Raw genomic sequence first — 13,871 nt, 5'->3', positions numbered from 1 at the left:
TTACATCATGTAACATTCAGAGCACATGAAATCCATTAAAGAAAGCAGGAATATTATGAAGATCATTAAAAGAAGCGGTTCAGAAAACGAGTTTGATGCAGATAAGATAATCGCTGCAATAAGCAAAGCAAATACAGAAGTTCCGACTATGGAACGCCTTTCAGAAGAACAGATAGCTGAAATAGCATCAAATGTTGAAAGTATATGCGAAGAAATGCACCGTGCCTTAAATGTTGAAGAGATACAGGATCTTGTCGAAGACCAGATAATGAACAAGCGTGCATTTGCCCTTGCCAGAAAGTATATAACCTACCGCTACAACAGGGCACTTGTAAGAAAATCAAATTCAACTGACAAACAGATCTTAAGTCTTATCGAATGTGACAATGAGGAAGTCATGCAGGAAAATTCCAACAAAAACCCTACTGTAAACAGCGTCCAGCGTGACTATATGGCTGGTGAAGTAAGCAAGGATATAACTAAAAGATTTTTACTTCCTGAGGATATTGTCAGAGCACACGAACAGGGAATAATCCACTTTCACGACTCAGATTATTTTGCACAGCATATGCACAACTGCTGCCTTGTAAACCTTGAGGATATGCTCCAGAACGGCACTGTCATAAGCGAGACTATGATAGACACACCAAAAAGTTTTGCCACTGCGTGCAATATCGCAACACAGAGTATCGCACAAATAGCAAGTTCACAGTATGGCGGTCAGAGTTTTTCACTTGCACATCTCGCTCCGTTTGTCGATGTGAGCCGCAAAAAATATTTTAAACAGGTAACTGCTGAATTTGAAACCGCAGGAATAAATTATACTCATGAACAGGTTGAAAAAGTTGTCGAGATAAGAGTTAAAGACGAGATAAAGCGTGGCGTACAGATGATACAATACCAGGTTATCACGCTTATGACTACAAACGGACAGGCTCCTTTTGTTACTATATTTATGTATCTCAATGAAGCAAAAGACGAGAGAACAAAGACAGACCTTGCAATGGTCATAGAGGAGATATTGAACCAGCGTATCCTCGGTGTGAAAAACGAAAAAGGCATCTACATCACACCCGCTTTTCCAAAACTTCTTTATGTGCTTGAAGAAGATAATATCACAGAGGGCTCAAAATACTGGTATCTGACAAAACTTGCCGCAAAATGTACCGCAAAAAGAATGGTTCCCGACTATATCTCTGAAAAAGTCATGCTTGACCTTAAAGACGGCAACTGTTATCCGTGTATGGGCTGCCGCTCTTTCCTTACGGTCTATCATGACGAGAACGGTAAACCTAAATTTTACGGCAGGTTCAATCAGGGTGTCGTTACCGTAAATCTTGTAGATATAGCCTGTTCATCAGAAAAAGATATGGATAAATTCTGGCAGATATTTGATAAACGCATGAAACTTTGCAAGAAAGCACTTATGTACCGCCACAACAGACTCAAAGGCACACTATCAGATGTTGCACCTATCCTTTGGCAAAACGGTGCCTTAGCAAGACTTAAAAAGGGCGAAAAAATAGACAAACTTTTATATAATGGCTATTCAACAATATCGCTTGGCTATGCCGGACTTTGCGAGTGCGTACGCTATATGACCGGAAAATCGCACACTTCGCCCGATGCAACCCCTTTTGCACTCGAAGTCATGCAGAAACTTAATGATTATTGCACTAAATGGAAAGCTGAGGAAAATATTGATTTCAGTATATACGGAACTCCGCTAGAATCGACAACATATAAATTTGCCAAATGTTTACAAAAAAGATTTGGCATAATTGAGGGTGTCACTGACAAAAATTATATCACAAACAGCTACCATGTTCATGTAACCGAACCTATAAACGCTTTTGATAAATTAAAATTTGAAGCCCGGTTCCAAAAACTCTCTCCGGGTGGAGCAGTAAGCTATGTTGAAGTTCCAAACCTTGAAAACAACATTGATGCCGTACTTGAAGTAGTCAAATATATTTACGACAATATTATGTATGCCGAACTTAACACTAAAAGTGATTACTGCCAGTGCTGTGGTTATAATGGTCAGATAGAAATCGTCGAAGATGAAAGCGGCAAACTTATATGGCAATGCCCTAATTGCGGCAATACCGACCAGAATAAGATGAATGTCGCAAGACGAACCTGTGGATATATCGGCACCCAATTCTGGAATCAGGGCAGAACACAGGAGATAAAAGAGCGTGTACTTCATCTTTAAACAGATATGAAGTCATAATAAACAAAACAATTCTGCCTCCGTAAATACCAAGCATATATTCGCAGGCTTGTTTTACTATTTTCCTGATAGGCTCAAAAAGCTGTATATCATATATTTCTAATGATATACAGCTTTTATATATAATATATTTAATTTATAACAGTGTATCTAATATTGATTATATGATATTTTCAAAATCCTACTCACACTTTTTTATCGTATCACATAATTTTTGATACTTTTCTCTAAGTATCTCATATAATTCTTCAACACCGTCCAAAGAACCACTTCTTAAAATCTCAACAATCCGGACATCTTCCTCCAATAAATTGTCAAATCCTAAGTTTCCTGACAAGCCTTTTAAGGTATGAGCACATTTAAATGCCTCCCCAACATTTCCCGCCTTAATATTTTCTCCAAGTTTACTGAAATTTTCATCGTCAAGAAATTTTACAAGAAATCTCTCATACAAATCATCTTTTCCCATAAATCTCTCAAGTGCCGTATTATAATCTACTCCCTGAGAAATCAGTCCTTCTTTCATCTCTTTACTCATTTTTAACACTATTCCTCCCTCTTTGCAAGATCCATATTTATCTGTGTGAGATAATGAATATACACCTGATTTGTAATCTCTATCTCATATTCTTCTCTAAGTTCTTCCATTTTAAAACTCTTTCTGCCACCATTCCCTGCTCTGTCCCAAAATACTTTCATATCACGATACGGCACATAAAAGCACCTGTTCTCACCTGTAAACATAACAAGAAAAAAAGCAACTCCATCCTGCTTTTCAAACTTAGCCATAAATTCCATCTGATGACTATGTATATTTTGAAGCGGAAATGTTTTTGTCCTGCACTCTTTCGCATCAAAACACACCGGTATGCCCTGAACAGCACCTATATAATCGACTGTACTTTTCTGCTCAAAATATGCAAGTGTGATATGGCGGCTCTGCTTGTCTATCTCTATCGGTGTTATCGGAGTCGGTATTTTCTGCACAAGTGCAAGATTTTCCTGACTGTACTTTTCATTTGTGAAATTTACCGCCTCCTCCAGCATAGAACCTCTGAGTCCTCTCGAATTCCACGATCCCATTTATATTTCCTTTCTTAAATACCTTACCTTTTTACTTGCAAAAATCCCGGTTGTCTATCCCGATACCTTTAAGAATATTCAAAAATTCATCAGGCAGTGCCGCTTCAAAAACCTTATCCCTGTATTTTTCAGGTACTTTTTCATCATTTCCAAGCTTAAGTCTCCATGCGTGCAAAAGCTGATGTCTAAGTCCAAACTCTTTTCTAAAAATCTTGTAAACATCCTTGTAGCCATATTTTGAGTCTCCAATAATAGGATGACCTATGCTCTTTAAATGTGCTCGTATCTGATGCGACTTTCCGGTCACAAGATGAACTTTAAGCAATGTGTAATATCCATCCTGAAACATACCTTGTCCGAGAGGCTCATACTCTGTTATAATGCGGTGTGCCCCCTCTGACATTTTATCTGAGATAGTAACCGTATTGTGATTTTCATTTTTTGTGAGATAACCGTCAATACGCTTAAACTTGGTAATTTTTCCTTTTACGATACAGAGGTAATACTTTTTAAGTTTTCTCTCCCTGAAAAGTTCGTTCATGCTCTGAAGACCTTTTATTGATTTTCCCGCAACGATAAGACCGCTCGTATTTCTGTCAAGGCGGTTGCAAATCCCAGGTTTAAAACCCTGAAATTCCTTATCTTCATTGTCTTTCTGACTTTCAAGATACCATGTGATGTGCTCTACAAGTGAAATATCATTCTTATCTGCTTTCTGTGACAGCATATCAACAGGCTTATTTACAACAAGAATATCCTCATCCTCAAAAATAATATCAAGCTTAACTCTCTGCTTCTTTGATGTAGTATCAGCCTTTGATATATACTGTTTTTCTGCACCGGCAATGCCCCTGAATTTATCAATCGTATCATCCGCAAGAAAAAGTTTCACAACATCACCTGCTGCAAGTTTCTCCATACCTGCCGCTTTCTTCCCGTTTAACACAATATTCTTCTTTCGCATCATCTTGTAAAAAAAACTTTTAGGAGCCTCCGGCATAAACTTTGCAAGATACTTATCAAGTCTTTGTCCCTCATCAACCGAAGTGATGCTAATCTCTCTCATATTTCTTTCCTCTCTTTTACACAATAAGTGAAACAATATAAGACTTCACATTATCTTCCTGTTCCTCATCCACATCAACACTCTTGACATTATCAAGCTCATTTATGAACAATTTCTCGCTCTCAACTATCTTGACTTTGTAATCATCGCCCCAGTTTGCAACACCGTCCGTGAGATATTTTCTTATATATGAAATATCAACTTTTTTGTCACTTGTAATACCTATTACCTGCTTATTTCCAACAACCACAAAGTCAAGACTCATAACCTTTTCGGATGATGTTATGACAAGGTCTGTGTATAGTGTCATCCCCTCTGTAACATGAGCTTTTATCTTATCAAATCTCTCTTTTCCGACAGTGTGATACGGAAATGCAACTATATAAGCTACAAGAAATTTTGCAGCCGGAAGTGCAAAAAGTACAGCAACGACCGTAAATATGTTTTTATTTGACATTTTATTTAAAAACAATCCTATTATAAATATAGCAAGACCGATAACTGCCATTGCCACCGTTCCCAAAACCGCTTTCTTTTTTTTGTACTCTAAATATCCAAGTTCACCTCTTGAAATCTTCATCTTTTAATATCCTTTCCCTAAAATTTCAAGGCTCTGTGCCCTGTATGTCTCTGCTATTATATCAAGCTGCTTGTTGAAACGCTTCAACATTGTCATGTCATTTTGTTTATATATCTTATAAAATTCATCCTGAATTTTTTCGACTTCTCTCTTATTTGCGACATAATAAAGTTCTTCTATACTTCTGACTATATCCGCTATAATATTTGCTTTCTGCCTGTTGTGATTTTGTGCATCCATTATCTCCTCACGAACAGAAGCCATCTCATTATCAAGAACCTCAACTGCATTTGCCGCGCTTAAAAGTCTTTTCCTTAATTCCTGTGGCATATGTTCTTTATATTTGTATTGGAGTGAATGTTCTATTGTAGACCAGAAATTCATCGCAAGCGTTCTTATCTGAATTTCCACTTCAAGCTTTTTAGGACCGTATATAGTCTGAACCGTATAATATGCGATAACATGATAACTCCTGTAACCGCTCGGTTTACTGTTTGTGATATAATCCTTTTCCTGTTTGACCTCAAGGTCACCACGCTTTTTTATTATTTTTACAACTGTATTTATATCTTCGACAAACTGGCATATTATCCTGATTCCCGCTATATCCTCTATCTTCTCCTCGATTTCTTCTATCTTAACATTCTTTCTCTGAGCTTTTTCCATAATACTCGATATGCTTTTTACTCGTCCTGAAACCGACTCTATCGGTGAATACATCCTTCCATTCTGATATTCTCTCTTTATATGATTAAACTTTACCACAAGCTCATCCACTGCCTGACCATATGGCTCTAATATTTCTTTCCAAAGCTGTATTTCCATCTTAATCTCCATTTCTGCACACATTTTTTGTGCATAGTGTGAAATATATTTCACAAATAAGATTTATATCCAGTGTGCACAGATAAAAATCCCATGTGTGAATAATATTTTGTATATGACTTTTCACACTATTATCACCGGCATTTCTCTAGTTTTTTTAACAGATAAAACGGATTTATGCTGCTTTCTCCTATTCCATCCTTTATATATATTCCAAAATGAAGATGCACCGGAAATTTTCCACTTGTCCCCTCATCTCCATATCCTGTATTTCCCATATATCCTATAAATTGACCGGCTTTCACCCTGTCCCCGCATTTTATGTTATCTGCATACGAAGCAAGATGTGCATAATAATAATATATCCCACTGTCACTTCTTATTCCCAGCCTGTAACCTCCAAGTTTAAGCCAGCCCTTTTTCTCTACGGTCCCATCTGAAACAGACCTTATCTTAAACAAACATTTTTTGTCTACTGAGGACATTATATCTATGCCTTCGTGTTTTCTTTTTCCGCCAAAGCTTCTGCCGTCACCATATCCGTTTTCATAATAACAATTCACTTTATCTTCTCTATTGACATTCTCATTCTTTGCCGCTGGAAAAACACTACATTCCTTTATAATGTCCGCTGCCACTTTTCTGCTCTTATTATTCTCAAATTGTGCCATAAATCTGCACTCTGTTTTCATTACACATTCCCATGTGCATATATAATGCAGACTTACGCACAATATGATACATAAAACTACCGCAAAAATTTCTTTTTTATATCTGAACCTGATATTTCTATTTTTTAATTTATCCACTGAAGTCCGTCTCCTGACATACCTATAGATAAATCATATGCTCAAACTTTATATCTATGACGCAATCACATATTTCTAGACTTGTCGGCACATGCACTCATCGCTTCGATAATGCTGCTTCTAAAACCTTTTTCTTCCAAAACTTTTACTGCTTCTATCGTCGTCCCTGACGGTGAACATACCATATCCTTAAGCTCTCCGGGATGCTTTCCTGTCTCAAGTACCATCTTCGCACTGCCAAGTACAGACTGTGCCGCAAACTGATATGCCTGTACTCTGGGCATCCCTTCTGCTACCGCCGCATCTGCCATTGCTTCGATAAACATAAATACATATGCCGGTGAACTTCCGCTTACGGCAATAACCGCATCCATTATCTTTTCACTCACTATCTGGGCAAGCCCGAATGAAGCTATAAGTTCTACTATTTCCTGTTTCTCACCATCTGTTATGTTCGCATTTGGGCATATAGCCGTCACCGCTTCTCCTACAAGTGCCGGAGTATTAGGCATTATCCTGACTATTTTTTTCTTTCCGCCAAATGCATTTTCAACCCATTCAACACTTTTTCCTGCCGCAACGCTTATTATAAGCTGTTTTTCATCTACAACATCTTTTATCCCGTCTATTACTTCCTCATAATAAAACGGTTTTACGGCAAGAAATACTATGTCAGCTTTTGCAACCTCTCTATTATCAAGTGTTACATTTATTCCAAATTCTTTTGCAACTTTATCGATAGTCTTTTGTGTAGCGGCTGATGCGATAATATCCTCTTTTTTTACAATTTCCTTTGCAAGTATTCCTCCTATCATAGCCTGTGCCATGTTTCCTGCTCCAATAAATCCTAATCTCATGTTTGCCCTCCATTTTCCACAGCACTTTTTCAATATGCTGCCTTTCTTTATCTGTTTTATATTCATGCTATACAAGGACAAAATAGCTTTTGCCCCGCCATCTTTAATAGTAATATTTATTTCACTAATTATAATACCACTCTTTTAACTCCATTGCATTCATAAATTTTTTCTGAAAATCTTTTTCACCGGCAAGCTCAACATGATGAACCTTTTTAACCTGTTTTTCCATCTCATCAATAAATCCATCCTCGAACAGTGCCATTGCTGCTCCATCTCCTGCCGCATTTCCAACAATCTCAAGCTTTTCAGGATATTTTGGAAAAAGTCCGAAGTTCATCGCCTGCGATACATGGATATATTTTCCGAACACACCTGCTATCTTTATACTGTTTATATCATTTAAACCGATACCTGCTTTTTTTAGCAATATCTCGCAGCCTGCCTGTATCGCACCTTTAGCAAGCTGGACATTTCGTATGTCTTTCTGTGTTATTACTATATTATTTTCTTCTGATAATATGAAACAGTTTCCATCCTTATCATCACTTTTTAAATGTTCACACAGATTTATATTAACATTCTGCCTTAAGGCTTCCTCTCTTGTCAACAAATATCCGTCTTTTTTAAGAAGTCTTGCTTTCATAAGCTCTGAAATTGCATCTATGAGCCCCGAACCACATAGCCCTCTCGGATTTTCTGCTTTTCCATCATCAAGCATACCAAGTATGATATTTCCGTTTACCCTGCTTATCTTCACTGAATTTATTGCTCCCGGTGCGGCACGCATACCTGAACGGATGCCTTTACCCTCAAATGCCGGGCCGGCCGCTGTCGAAGTTACAAATACTTTTCCTGAACAATTTAACAAAATCTCCGCATTTGTACCTATGTCTATCGCAATTTCATTTATACCTGTTTTATACATTTTTTCTTTGCAAAGCACTGCCGCCGCATCTGCACCGACATGAGCCATAATATTAGGAAGCACGATAACCTCATCAATATCATATATCTTAAAACCTATATCGTATGAATTTGTCCTGTACACTCCCTCATATGCAACGCTAAATGGTGCACCTTTAAGACCTGTCACATCCTTATTTAAAAATATGTGGCACATTGTTGTGTTTCCCACAACAACCATTTTCTTAATCACAATATCCTGTATTTTATCACTTTCCTTACTTACAATCTTACTGCTTATCTTAGAATGTATATTGCTTTTATGTCCGCTAATGTTGTTATCTAAGATACTCCCTGTCATATCCTCTATCTGCTCTATGAGAATATCATGTAACAACTGCTCTTTTCCGTTTATGCAATGCATTATCCTCATCATAACATCACTGCCGTACATTGTCTGACAGTTCGTCCGTGTCTGATTTCCTATAAGTGACCCGCTCTTTATGTCAAATATTCCTATTGCGATACTCGTCGTTCCAATATCGACAGCTACTCCAAACTCCAAATTTATATTATTATTTAAAACATCTGTATCAGTACACTCAGATACAACTTTTTTTTCTTCTGTCTGTTTATTCTTTACATACAGAACAGATTTCTCCGAAGTAAATTTTTCTTTTTTAATTATTACCATTCTATCTCCGTTTTTTGTTAGTTTGAAAAAGGAACCGTCCATAAGACGATTCCTTAATTTTACAGTCCACTGTGTCTATTTAGCATAATCTGTAACTCTGGATTCTCTGATTACATTAACCTTAATCTGACCCGGATATTTTAATTCTTCCTCAATCTGCTTTGAAATGTCTCTTGCAAGCAATACCATATCGTCATCACTGATCTTGTCAGGTACAACCATAACACGTACTTCCCTGCCTGCCTGGATTGCAAATGATTTTTCAACACCCTTAAAGCTGTTTGAAATATCTTCTAACTGTTTCAATCTGTTTGTATATGTTTCTAATGTCTCTCTTCTTGCACCCGGACGAGCTGCTGAAATAGTATCTGCGGCCTGTACGATACACGCAATTAGAGATTCAGGCTCAACATCACCATGATGTGCCTCAACTGCATTTATTACAACCTGAGATTCTTTATACTTGCGACAAAGATCTGCACCTATCTGAACATGAGTACCCTCCATCTCCTGGTCAACACTCTTTCCAATATCATGTAATAAACCTGCTCTCTTTGCTGTACGGACATCCACACCAATCTCACCTGCAAGAAGCCCTGCCAGATGAGCAACCTCTATCGAATGATTAAGTGCATTCTGTCCATAACTTGTCCTGAATTTCATCTTTCCTAAAAGACGGATAAGTTCAGGATGAATACCATGCACTCCAACTTCTAATGTAGCTGCTTCACCTTCTTCACGCATCATTGATTCGACTTCTTTCTTAGCCTTTTCGACCATCTCCTCAATGCGTGCCGGATGTATTCTTCCATCAACAATAAGTTTTTCAAGTGCAATTCTTGCTACTTCTCTCCTTGCACCATCAAAGCCTGATAATACTACTGCTTCCGGTGTATCATCTATAATAAGATTTACTCCGGTAAGAGTTTCGATAGTACGGATATTTCTTCCCTCTCGACCTATTATCCTGCCTTTCATTTCATCATTAGGAAGCTGTACGACTGATATAGTCGTCTCTGCAACATGGTCTGCGGCACATCTCTGTATAGCTGTAACCACATAATCTTTTGCTTTCTTGTCAGCTTCTTCCTTTGCCTTCTTGTTAAGTTCTTTAACAAGAACGGCAGTCTCATGTTTCACATCTTCTTCAACAGATTTTAACAGATATTCCTTAGCTTGTTCAGTAGTCAGTCCCGAAATTTTTTCAAGTTCCTGCAAATGACTTGCCTTGATTTCTTCAAGCTCTTTTTTCTGCCTGTCAAGGTCAGCATTTTTTGCATTCAGCTTATTTTCTTTCTTTTCAAGTGCATCTGACTTCTTATCCAGAGTTTCCTCCTTCGATAATACGCGTTTTTCATATCGTTGCAATTCTGCTCTTCTCTCTTTGGATTCACGCTCAATCTCATTTTTCGTCTTGATCGCTTCTTCCTTTGCTTCAAGAAGTGCTTCACGCTTTTTAGTCTCAGCAGTTTTCAAAGCATCATCTATGATTCCGCGTGCTTTTTCTTCCGCATTGCCAACTTTTACTTCTTCGCTCTTTTTATATTGTTCAATAGCGACATTTTTTGTAATAAGCGCTGTAACGATAATCCCAACCAATAGAAGCACAATGGCTATTATTATAATAACCACTTCCATCGAACAGGAGCCCTCCTTATAAATATTCATTGTGTTGTAAATAATATACATATAATCAAAAAAATCTTATCCATATTACATACCACAACAATATAATTTTATACTTTTTGCATTAAGCTGTCAAGATATGAACTACCAGAAAGTCATATAAAAACAGTTCAGCCCCAAAAAAGATAAGTCAATAATACATGAGCTTGCTCAATGTATTATTGACTTGTTTTTTGGGGCAAAATAGCCTTTCATTTATGAAATGAAGTAAACACAAGCTGCAAAGCAGCGACTGACAGCTTGCTGGCAGGTTTACGAATGTAATAAATGAGGGGCTGAACTGTTACTTCATCACCTCTCACCAATCTTTAAATTTGGAACGGCATTTAAGTCAAGACCACTTCTTGTACCTGCCATATATTCATAATAGCCCTGCACCGCTATCATAGCCGCATTGTCAGTACAGAACACCGGCGACGGATAATATAATGTAATGTTATTTTTTTCACATCCATTTTTCATTGCTGCTCTTAGTGCTGAGTTTGATGCAACTCCTCCCGCAACGGCTATCTTATCCTCTCCGAGACGCTTTGCTGCATCTATCGCTCTCTCAACAAGCACATCAACCACTGCCTGCTGGAAAGACGCTGCCACATCTGCTCTGTTTACTTCTATGTTTTTCATCTCACATCCGTTAAGATAATTTAAAACGGCTGACTTTACTCCCGAAAAGCTGAAATCATATTTACTTCCATCTATCTTTGCTCTCGGAAATTCTATTGCATGAGGATTTCCCTCTTTTGCAAGTTTATCTATCTTAGGACCACCCGGATAACCAAGACCTATCGCCCTTGCGACTTTATCAAAGGCTTCCCCTGCTGCATCATCATGTGTGCATCCAATTATCTCAAATTTACCATATTCGAGTACACGCACAAGATGTGTATGTCCTCCTGATACCACAAGACAAAGAAATGGCGGCTCTAAGTCTTTGTGTTCTATGTAGTTTGCTGCTATATGTCCCTCTATATGATGAACACCGACAAGTGGTTTCTTTGCCGCATATGCGATAGCTTTCGCTGCACCGACACCGACAAGCAGAGCTCCGACAAGTCCCGGACCATATGTAACACTTATGGCATCTATATCATTAAGTGTTACATTTGCATCCTCAAGTGCCTGCTCTATAACCTGATTTATCTTTTCAATATGCTTTCTCGATGCAATTTCCGGTACAACACCGCCATACAGAGTATGTATCGCTATCTGAGAAGAAATCACATTTGAAAGAACCTCTCTGCCGTTTTTAACCACTGCTGCTGCAGTTTCATCACAGGAACTTTCTATTCCTAATATCAATATATCGTCTTTCATTTATTCCTCCGAATTGTCAAAATATTTTTTTCCTTCCTTTGCCGCATTACTCCATCCTAATATTTTCCAATTTCCTGATGAATCCTTACGACACATAAATTTCTCATAAAGTCTTACTCTGTCTGACCCTTTTTTTACAAGTGTATTCGTGTAAAGTATGGCACACTCTTTTCCTTTTTCCTCTCCAAACTTTACATCATCATTGTCCTGTACTATATATGAGGAAATCTTTTGTTTGTTTCTCTTATATTTCTTTTTATCTAATTTAAAATTTTTAAGCATTTTATCCCATGAATTGTCTGAATGACTTAAAAATTCATCATCATAGAGCCTTCTAAGCTGTTTTAAAAGTCCCTCAAATTCACTGTTACTTAAATCATCCTCATTATACATACATTGATTAAAACGCCAGTACAATTTTACAACCTCTGTCGGTGTTTTTGGATAAGCAGTATCAAGATCCTTTGCGAGCAGCTTTCCGTACTCTGTATTTGGAAGTTTTACTTCATCTGCCGCATCCTGTGTTATCTTTTTGTTTATCACATAATATCCGGTAACAGCTAACACAACGATAATAAGCATAATAAAAAATGCACTCGTAATCTTTTTTTTATTTTTATCCATATTCTCCCTCTTTTCCGCACCTTTTTATACAATGTGCTGATGTATTTTGTTATCTTGCCATTTGTATTATAATTCTTGCACACTTATGCACTTTATATATAATATATTCGGATTATTTAGATAATTACATTAATTTTTGAGAATTTTACATTTTGCACATTTTGAATAACTTTTGTTTTATTCATCTTCAGGGTATGACAGTGTAACACTCTTTCCGTCCTTTCCCGGATAAGAATTTTTAAATATCTTTCTTACCGGTCCCATATAATTTTCCGGATGTATCAGTGAAGGACTGTAATGTGTAAGCCACATCTCATTAACTTTTGCTTCTCTCGCCACTTTTGCCGCTTCGCCAAACATCATATGCTTTTTCTCTACTGCTTTTTGTTTTTTGTCACTCTCGCCATACATTCCCTCACATATGAGTAGGTCTGCTTCTTTTGCATTTTCCACAAGACTTTTCACCGGTCTTGTATCAGTACAATATGTAACTTTTATTCCTTTTCGCTCAGGACCTATAACCATATCCGGTGTATAGACCTTTCCCTCAAACTCTATAATCTCACCTTTTTGAAGTCTGCTCCACAATTTCATCGGAACCTCATTTTCTTTTGCAAGCTCAGGGAAAAATCTTCCACCTCTTTTTATATCTATCGTATATCCATAACAGGTTACATTATGGTTTACTTTAAATGCTGTAAGATGATACCCGTTTATATCTATCGTCTGGCAGTCCTCAGAAAGTTCAATAAAATTCAATTTAAACGGAAGTCCCGGAGCTATTATTCTCAAAGAATTTACAACTTTTTCAAGACCTTTTGGACCAATAAGCGTTACCGGCTCCTTTCTGTCTGAATTTCCCATAGACAGCAGAAGACCTGGCAGCCCGCTTATATGATCCCCATGATAATGTGTAAAACATATCGTATCAATGGGATTTGCACTCCATCCCACCTCTTTCATGGCTATCTGCGTTCCCTCTCCGCAGTCTATCAAAAGACTGCTCCCTGAAAATCTCAACATGAGTGCCGTAAGCCATCTTCCCGGCAGCGGCATCATCCCGCTTGTCCCAAGTAAACATAAATCTAACATTTTTCCTCACATTCCAGAGGACTTTTATATAACGATACAATTATTTGCAATGATTTTTTATAAAAAATCAATTTCTTTTTGAGAATGAACCGTCTTATC

Annotated in this window: 13 protein-coding genes; 1 reads left to right on the top strand and 12 read right to left on the bottom strand. The window is 37.5% G+C overall.

Going from position 1 to position 13,871, the window contains the following annotated elements; all coding sequences use genetic code 11:
* The first annotated feature begins 55 nt into the window (after positions 1-55).
* The gene (nrdD, locus tag DW721_RS01045; RefSeq protein WP_118499993.1) at positions 56-2,218 is read left to right on the top strand and encodes an anaerobic ribonucleoside-triphosphate reductase; all 2,163 of its coding nucleotides are present in this window, start codon (positions 56-58) and stop codon (positions 2,216-2,218) included.
* Between the two features lie 199 nt (positions 2,219-2,417).
* Here the strand turns inward: nrdD and DW721_RS01040 are convergent, their stop codons facing one another.
* The 12 genes from DW721_RS01040 to DW721_RS00985 form a co-directional block, all read right to left on the bottom strand.
* Positions 2,418-2,774, bottom strand: coding sequence for an Hpt domain-containing protein (locus tag DW721_RS01040; protein ID WP_055944194.1), 357 nt, complete (start codon positions 2,772-2,774; stop codon positions 2,418-2,420).
* 8 nt (positions 2,775-2,782) lie between these two features.
* Positions 2,783-3,319 carry a Holliday junction resolvase RecU gene (locus DW721_RS01035; protein ID WP_118499995.1) on the bottom strand — a complete coding sequence of 179 codons (537 nt, stop codon included), beginning with the start codon at positions 3,317-3,319 and terminating at the stop codon, positions 2,783-2,785.
* Positions 3,320-3,350: 31 nt separating this feature from the next.
* Positions 3,351-4,385 carry an RluA family pseudouridine synthase gene (locus tag DW721_RS01030; RefSeq protein WP_055944200.1) on the bottom strand — a complete coding sequence of 345 codons (1,035 nt, stop codon included), beginning with the start codon at positions 4,383-4,385 and terminating at the stop codon, positions 3,351-3,353.
* 16 nt (positions 4,386-4,401) lie between these two features.
* Complete coding sequence (locus DW721_RS01025) at positions 4,402-4,965, bottom strand: hypothetical protein (protein ID WP_118499997.1); 564 nt, start codon at positions 4,963-4,965, stop codon at positions 4,402-4,404.
* Positions 4,966-4,968: 3 nt separating this feature from the next.
* Positions 4,969-5,790, bottom strand: coding sequence for a GTP pyrophosphokinase family protein (locus DW721_RS01020; protein ID WP_022015440.1), 822 nt, complete (start codon positions 5,788-5,790; stop codon positions 4,969-4,971).
* 134 nt (positions 5,791-5,924) lie between these two features.
* On the bottom strand, positions 5,925-6,599 hold the full coding sequence (locus DW721_RS01015; RefSeq protein ID WP_243020608.1) for a M23 family metallopeptidase: 675 nt from the start codon (positions 6,597-6,599) through the stop codon (positions 5,925-5,927).
* Positions 6,600-6,664: 65 nt separating this feature from the next.
* Entirely contained in the window at positions 6,665-7,456 is a 792-nt protein-coding gene (proC, locus tag DW721_RS01010; RefSeq protein WP_022015442.1) for a pyrroline-5-carboxylate reductase, read from the bottom strand.
* 124 nt (positions 7,457-7,580) lie between these two features.
* Positions 7,581-9,056, bottom strand: coding sequence for an ASKHA domain-containing protein (locus tag DW721_RS01005; protein WP_182436159.1), 1,476 nt, complete (start codon positions 9,054-9,056; stop codon positions 7,581-7,583).
* Between the two features lie 75 nt (positions 9,057-9,131).
* Positions 9,132-10,694 carry a ribonuclease Y gene (gene rny / locus DW721_RS01000; RefSeq protein WP_022015444.1) on the bottom strand — a complete coding sequence of 521 codons (1,563 nt, stop codon included), beginning with the start codon at positions 10,692-10,694 and terminating at the stop codon, positions 9,132-9,134.
* Positions 10,695-11,033: 339 nt separating this feature from the next.
* Positions 11,034-12,056, bottom strand: coding sequence for a tRNA (adenosine(37)-N6)-threonylcarbamoyltransferase complex transferase subunit TsaD (tsaD, locus tag DW721_RS00995; protein WP_118744515.1), 1,023 nt, complete (start codon positions 12,054-12,056; stop codon positions 11,034-11,036).
* Positions 12,057-12,680, bottom strand: a complete 624-nt coding sequence (locus DW721_RS00990) for a DUF6715 family protein (protein WP_118744514.1) — start codon at positions 12,678-12,680, stop codon at positions 12,057-12,059. It lies immediately after the preceding gene.
* 177 nt (positions 12,681-12,857) lie between these two features.
* Complete coding sequence (locus DW721_RS00985) at positions 12,858-13,772, bottom strand: ribonuclease Z (protein WP_118744513.1); 915 nt, start codon at positions 13,770-13,772, stop codon at positions 12,858-12,860.
* Positions 13,773-13,871 lie beyond the last annotated feature (99 nt).

The organism is Clostridium sp. AM27-31LB (genome assembly GCF_003480745.1).
Classification (GTDB): domain Bacteria; phylum Bacillota; class Clostridia; order Lachnospirales; family Lachnospiraceae; genus Butyribacter; species Butyribacter intestini.
Note: the sequence above shows the minus strand (reverse complement) of the source record. Positions and strands in the feature narration are given on the sequence as shown.

Coding starts and splice junctions, on each gene's coding strand:
- nrdD (WP_118499993.1), top strand. CDS start 56: ATGAAGATCATTAAAAGAAGCGGTTCAGAAAACGAGTTTGATGCAGAT.
- DW721_RS00990 (WP_118744514.1), bottom strand. CDS start 12,680: ATGGATAAAAATAAAAAAAAGATTACGAGTGCATTTTTTATTATGCTT.
- DW721_RS00985 (WP_118744513.1), bottom strand. CDS start 13,772: ATGTTAGATTTATGTTTACTTGGGACAAGCGGGATGATGCCGCTGCCG.
- rny (WP_022015444.1), bottom strand. CDS start 10,694: ATGGAAGTGGTTATTATAATAATAGCCATTGTGCTTCTATTGGTTGGG.
- DW721_RS01020 (WP_022015440.1), bottom strand. CDS start 5,790: ATGGAAATACAGCTTTGGAAAGAAATATTAGAGCCATATGGTCAGGCA.
- DW721_RS01035 (WP_118499995.1), bottom strand. CDS start 3,319: ATGGGATCGTGGAATTCGAGAGGACTCAGAGGTTCTATGCTGGAGGAG.
- DW721_RS01030 (WP_055944200.1), bottom strand. CDS start 4,385: ATGAGAGAGATTAGCATCACTTCGGTTGATGAGGGACAAAGACTTGAT.
- DW721_RS01005 (WP_182436159.1), bottom strand. CDS start 9,056: ATGGTAATAATTAAAAAAGAAAAATTTACTTCGGAGAAATCTGTTCTG.
- DW721_RS01040 (WP_055944194.1), bottom strand. CDS start 2,774: ATGAGTAAAGAGATGAAAGAAGGACTGATTTCTCAGGGAGTAGATTAT.
- DW721_RS01025 (WP_118499997.1), bottom strand. CDS start 4,965: ATGAAGATTTCAAGAGGTGAACTTGGATATTTAGAGTACAAAAAAAAG.
- tsaD (WP_118744515.1), bottom strand. CDS start 12,056: ATGAAAGACGATATATTGATATTAGGAATAGAAAGTTCCTGTGATGAA.
- proC (WP_022015442.1), bottom strand. CDS start 7,456: ATGAGATTAGGATTTATTGGAGCAGGAAACATGGCACAGGCTATGATA.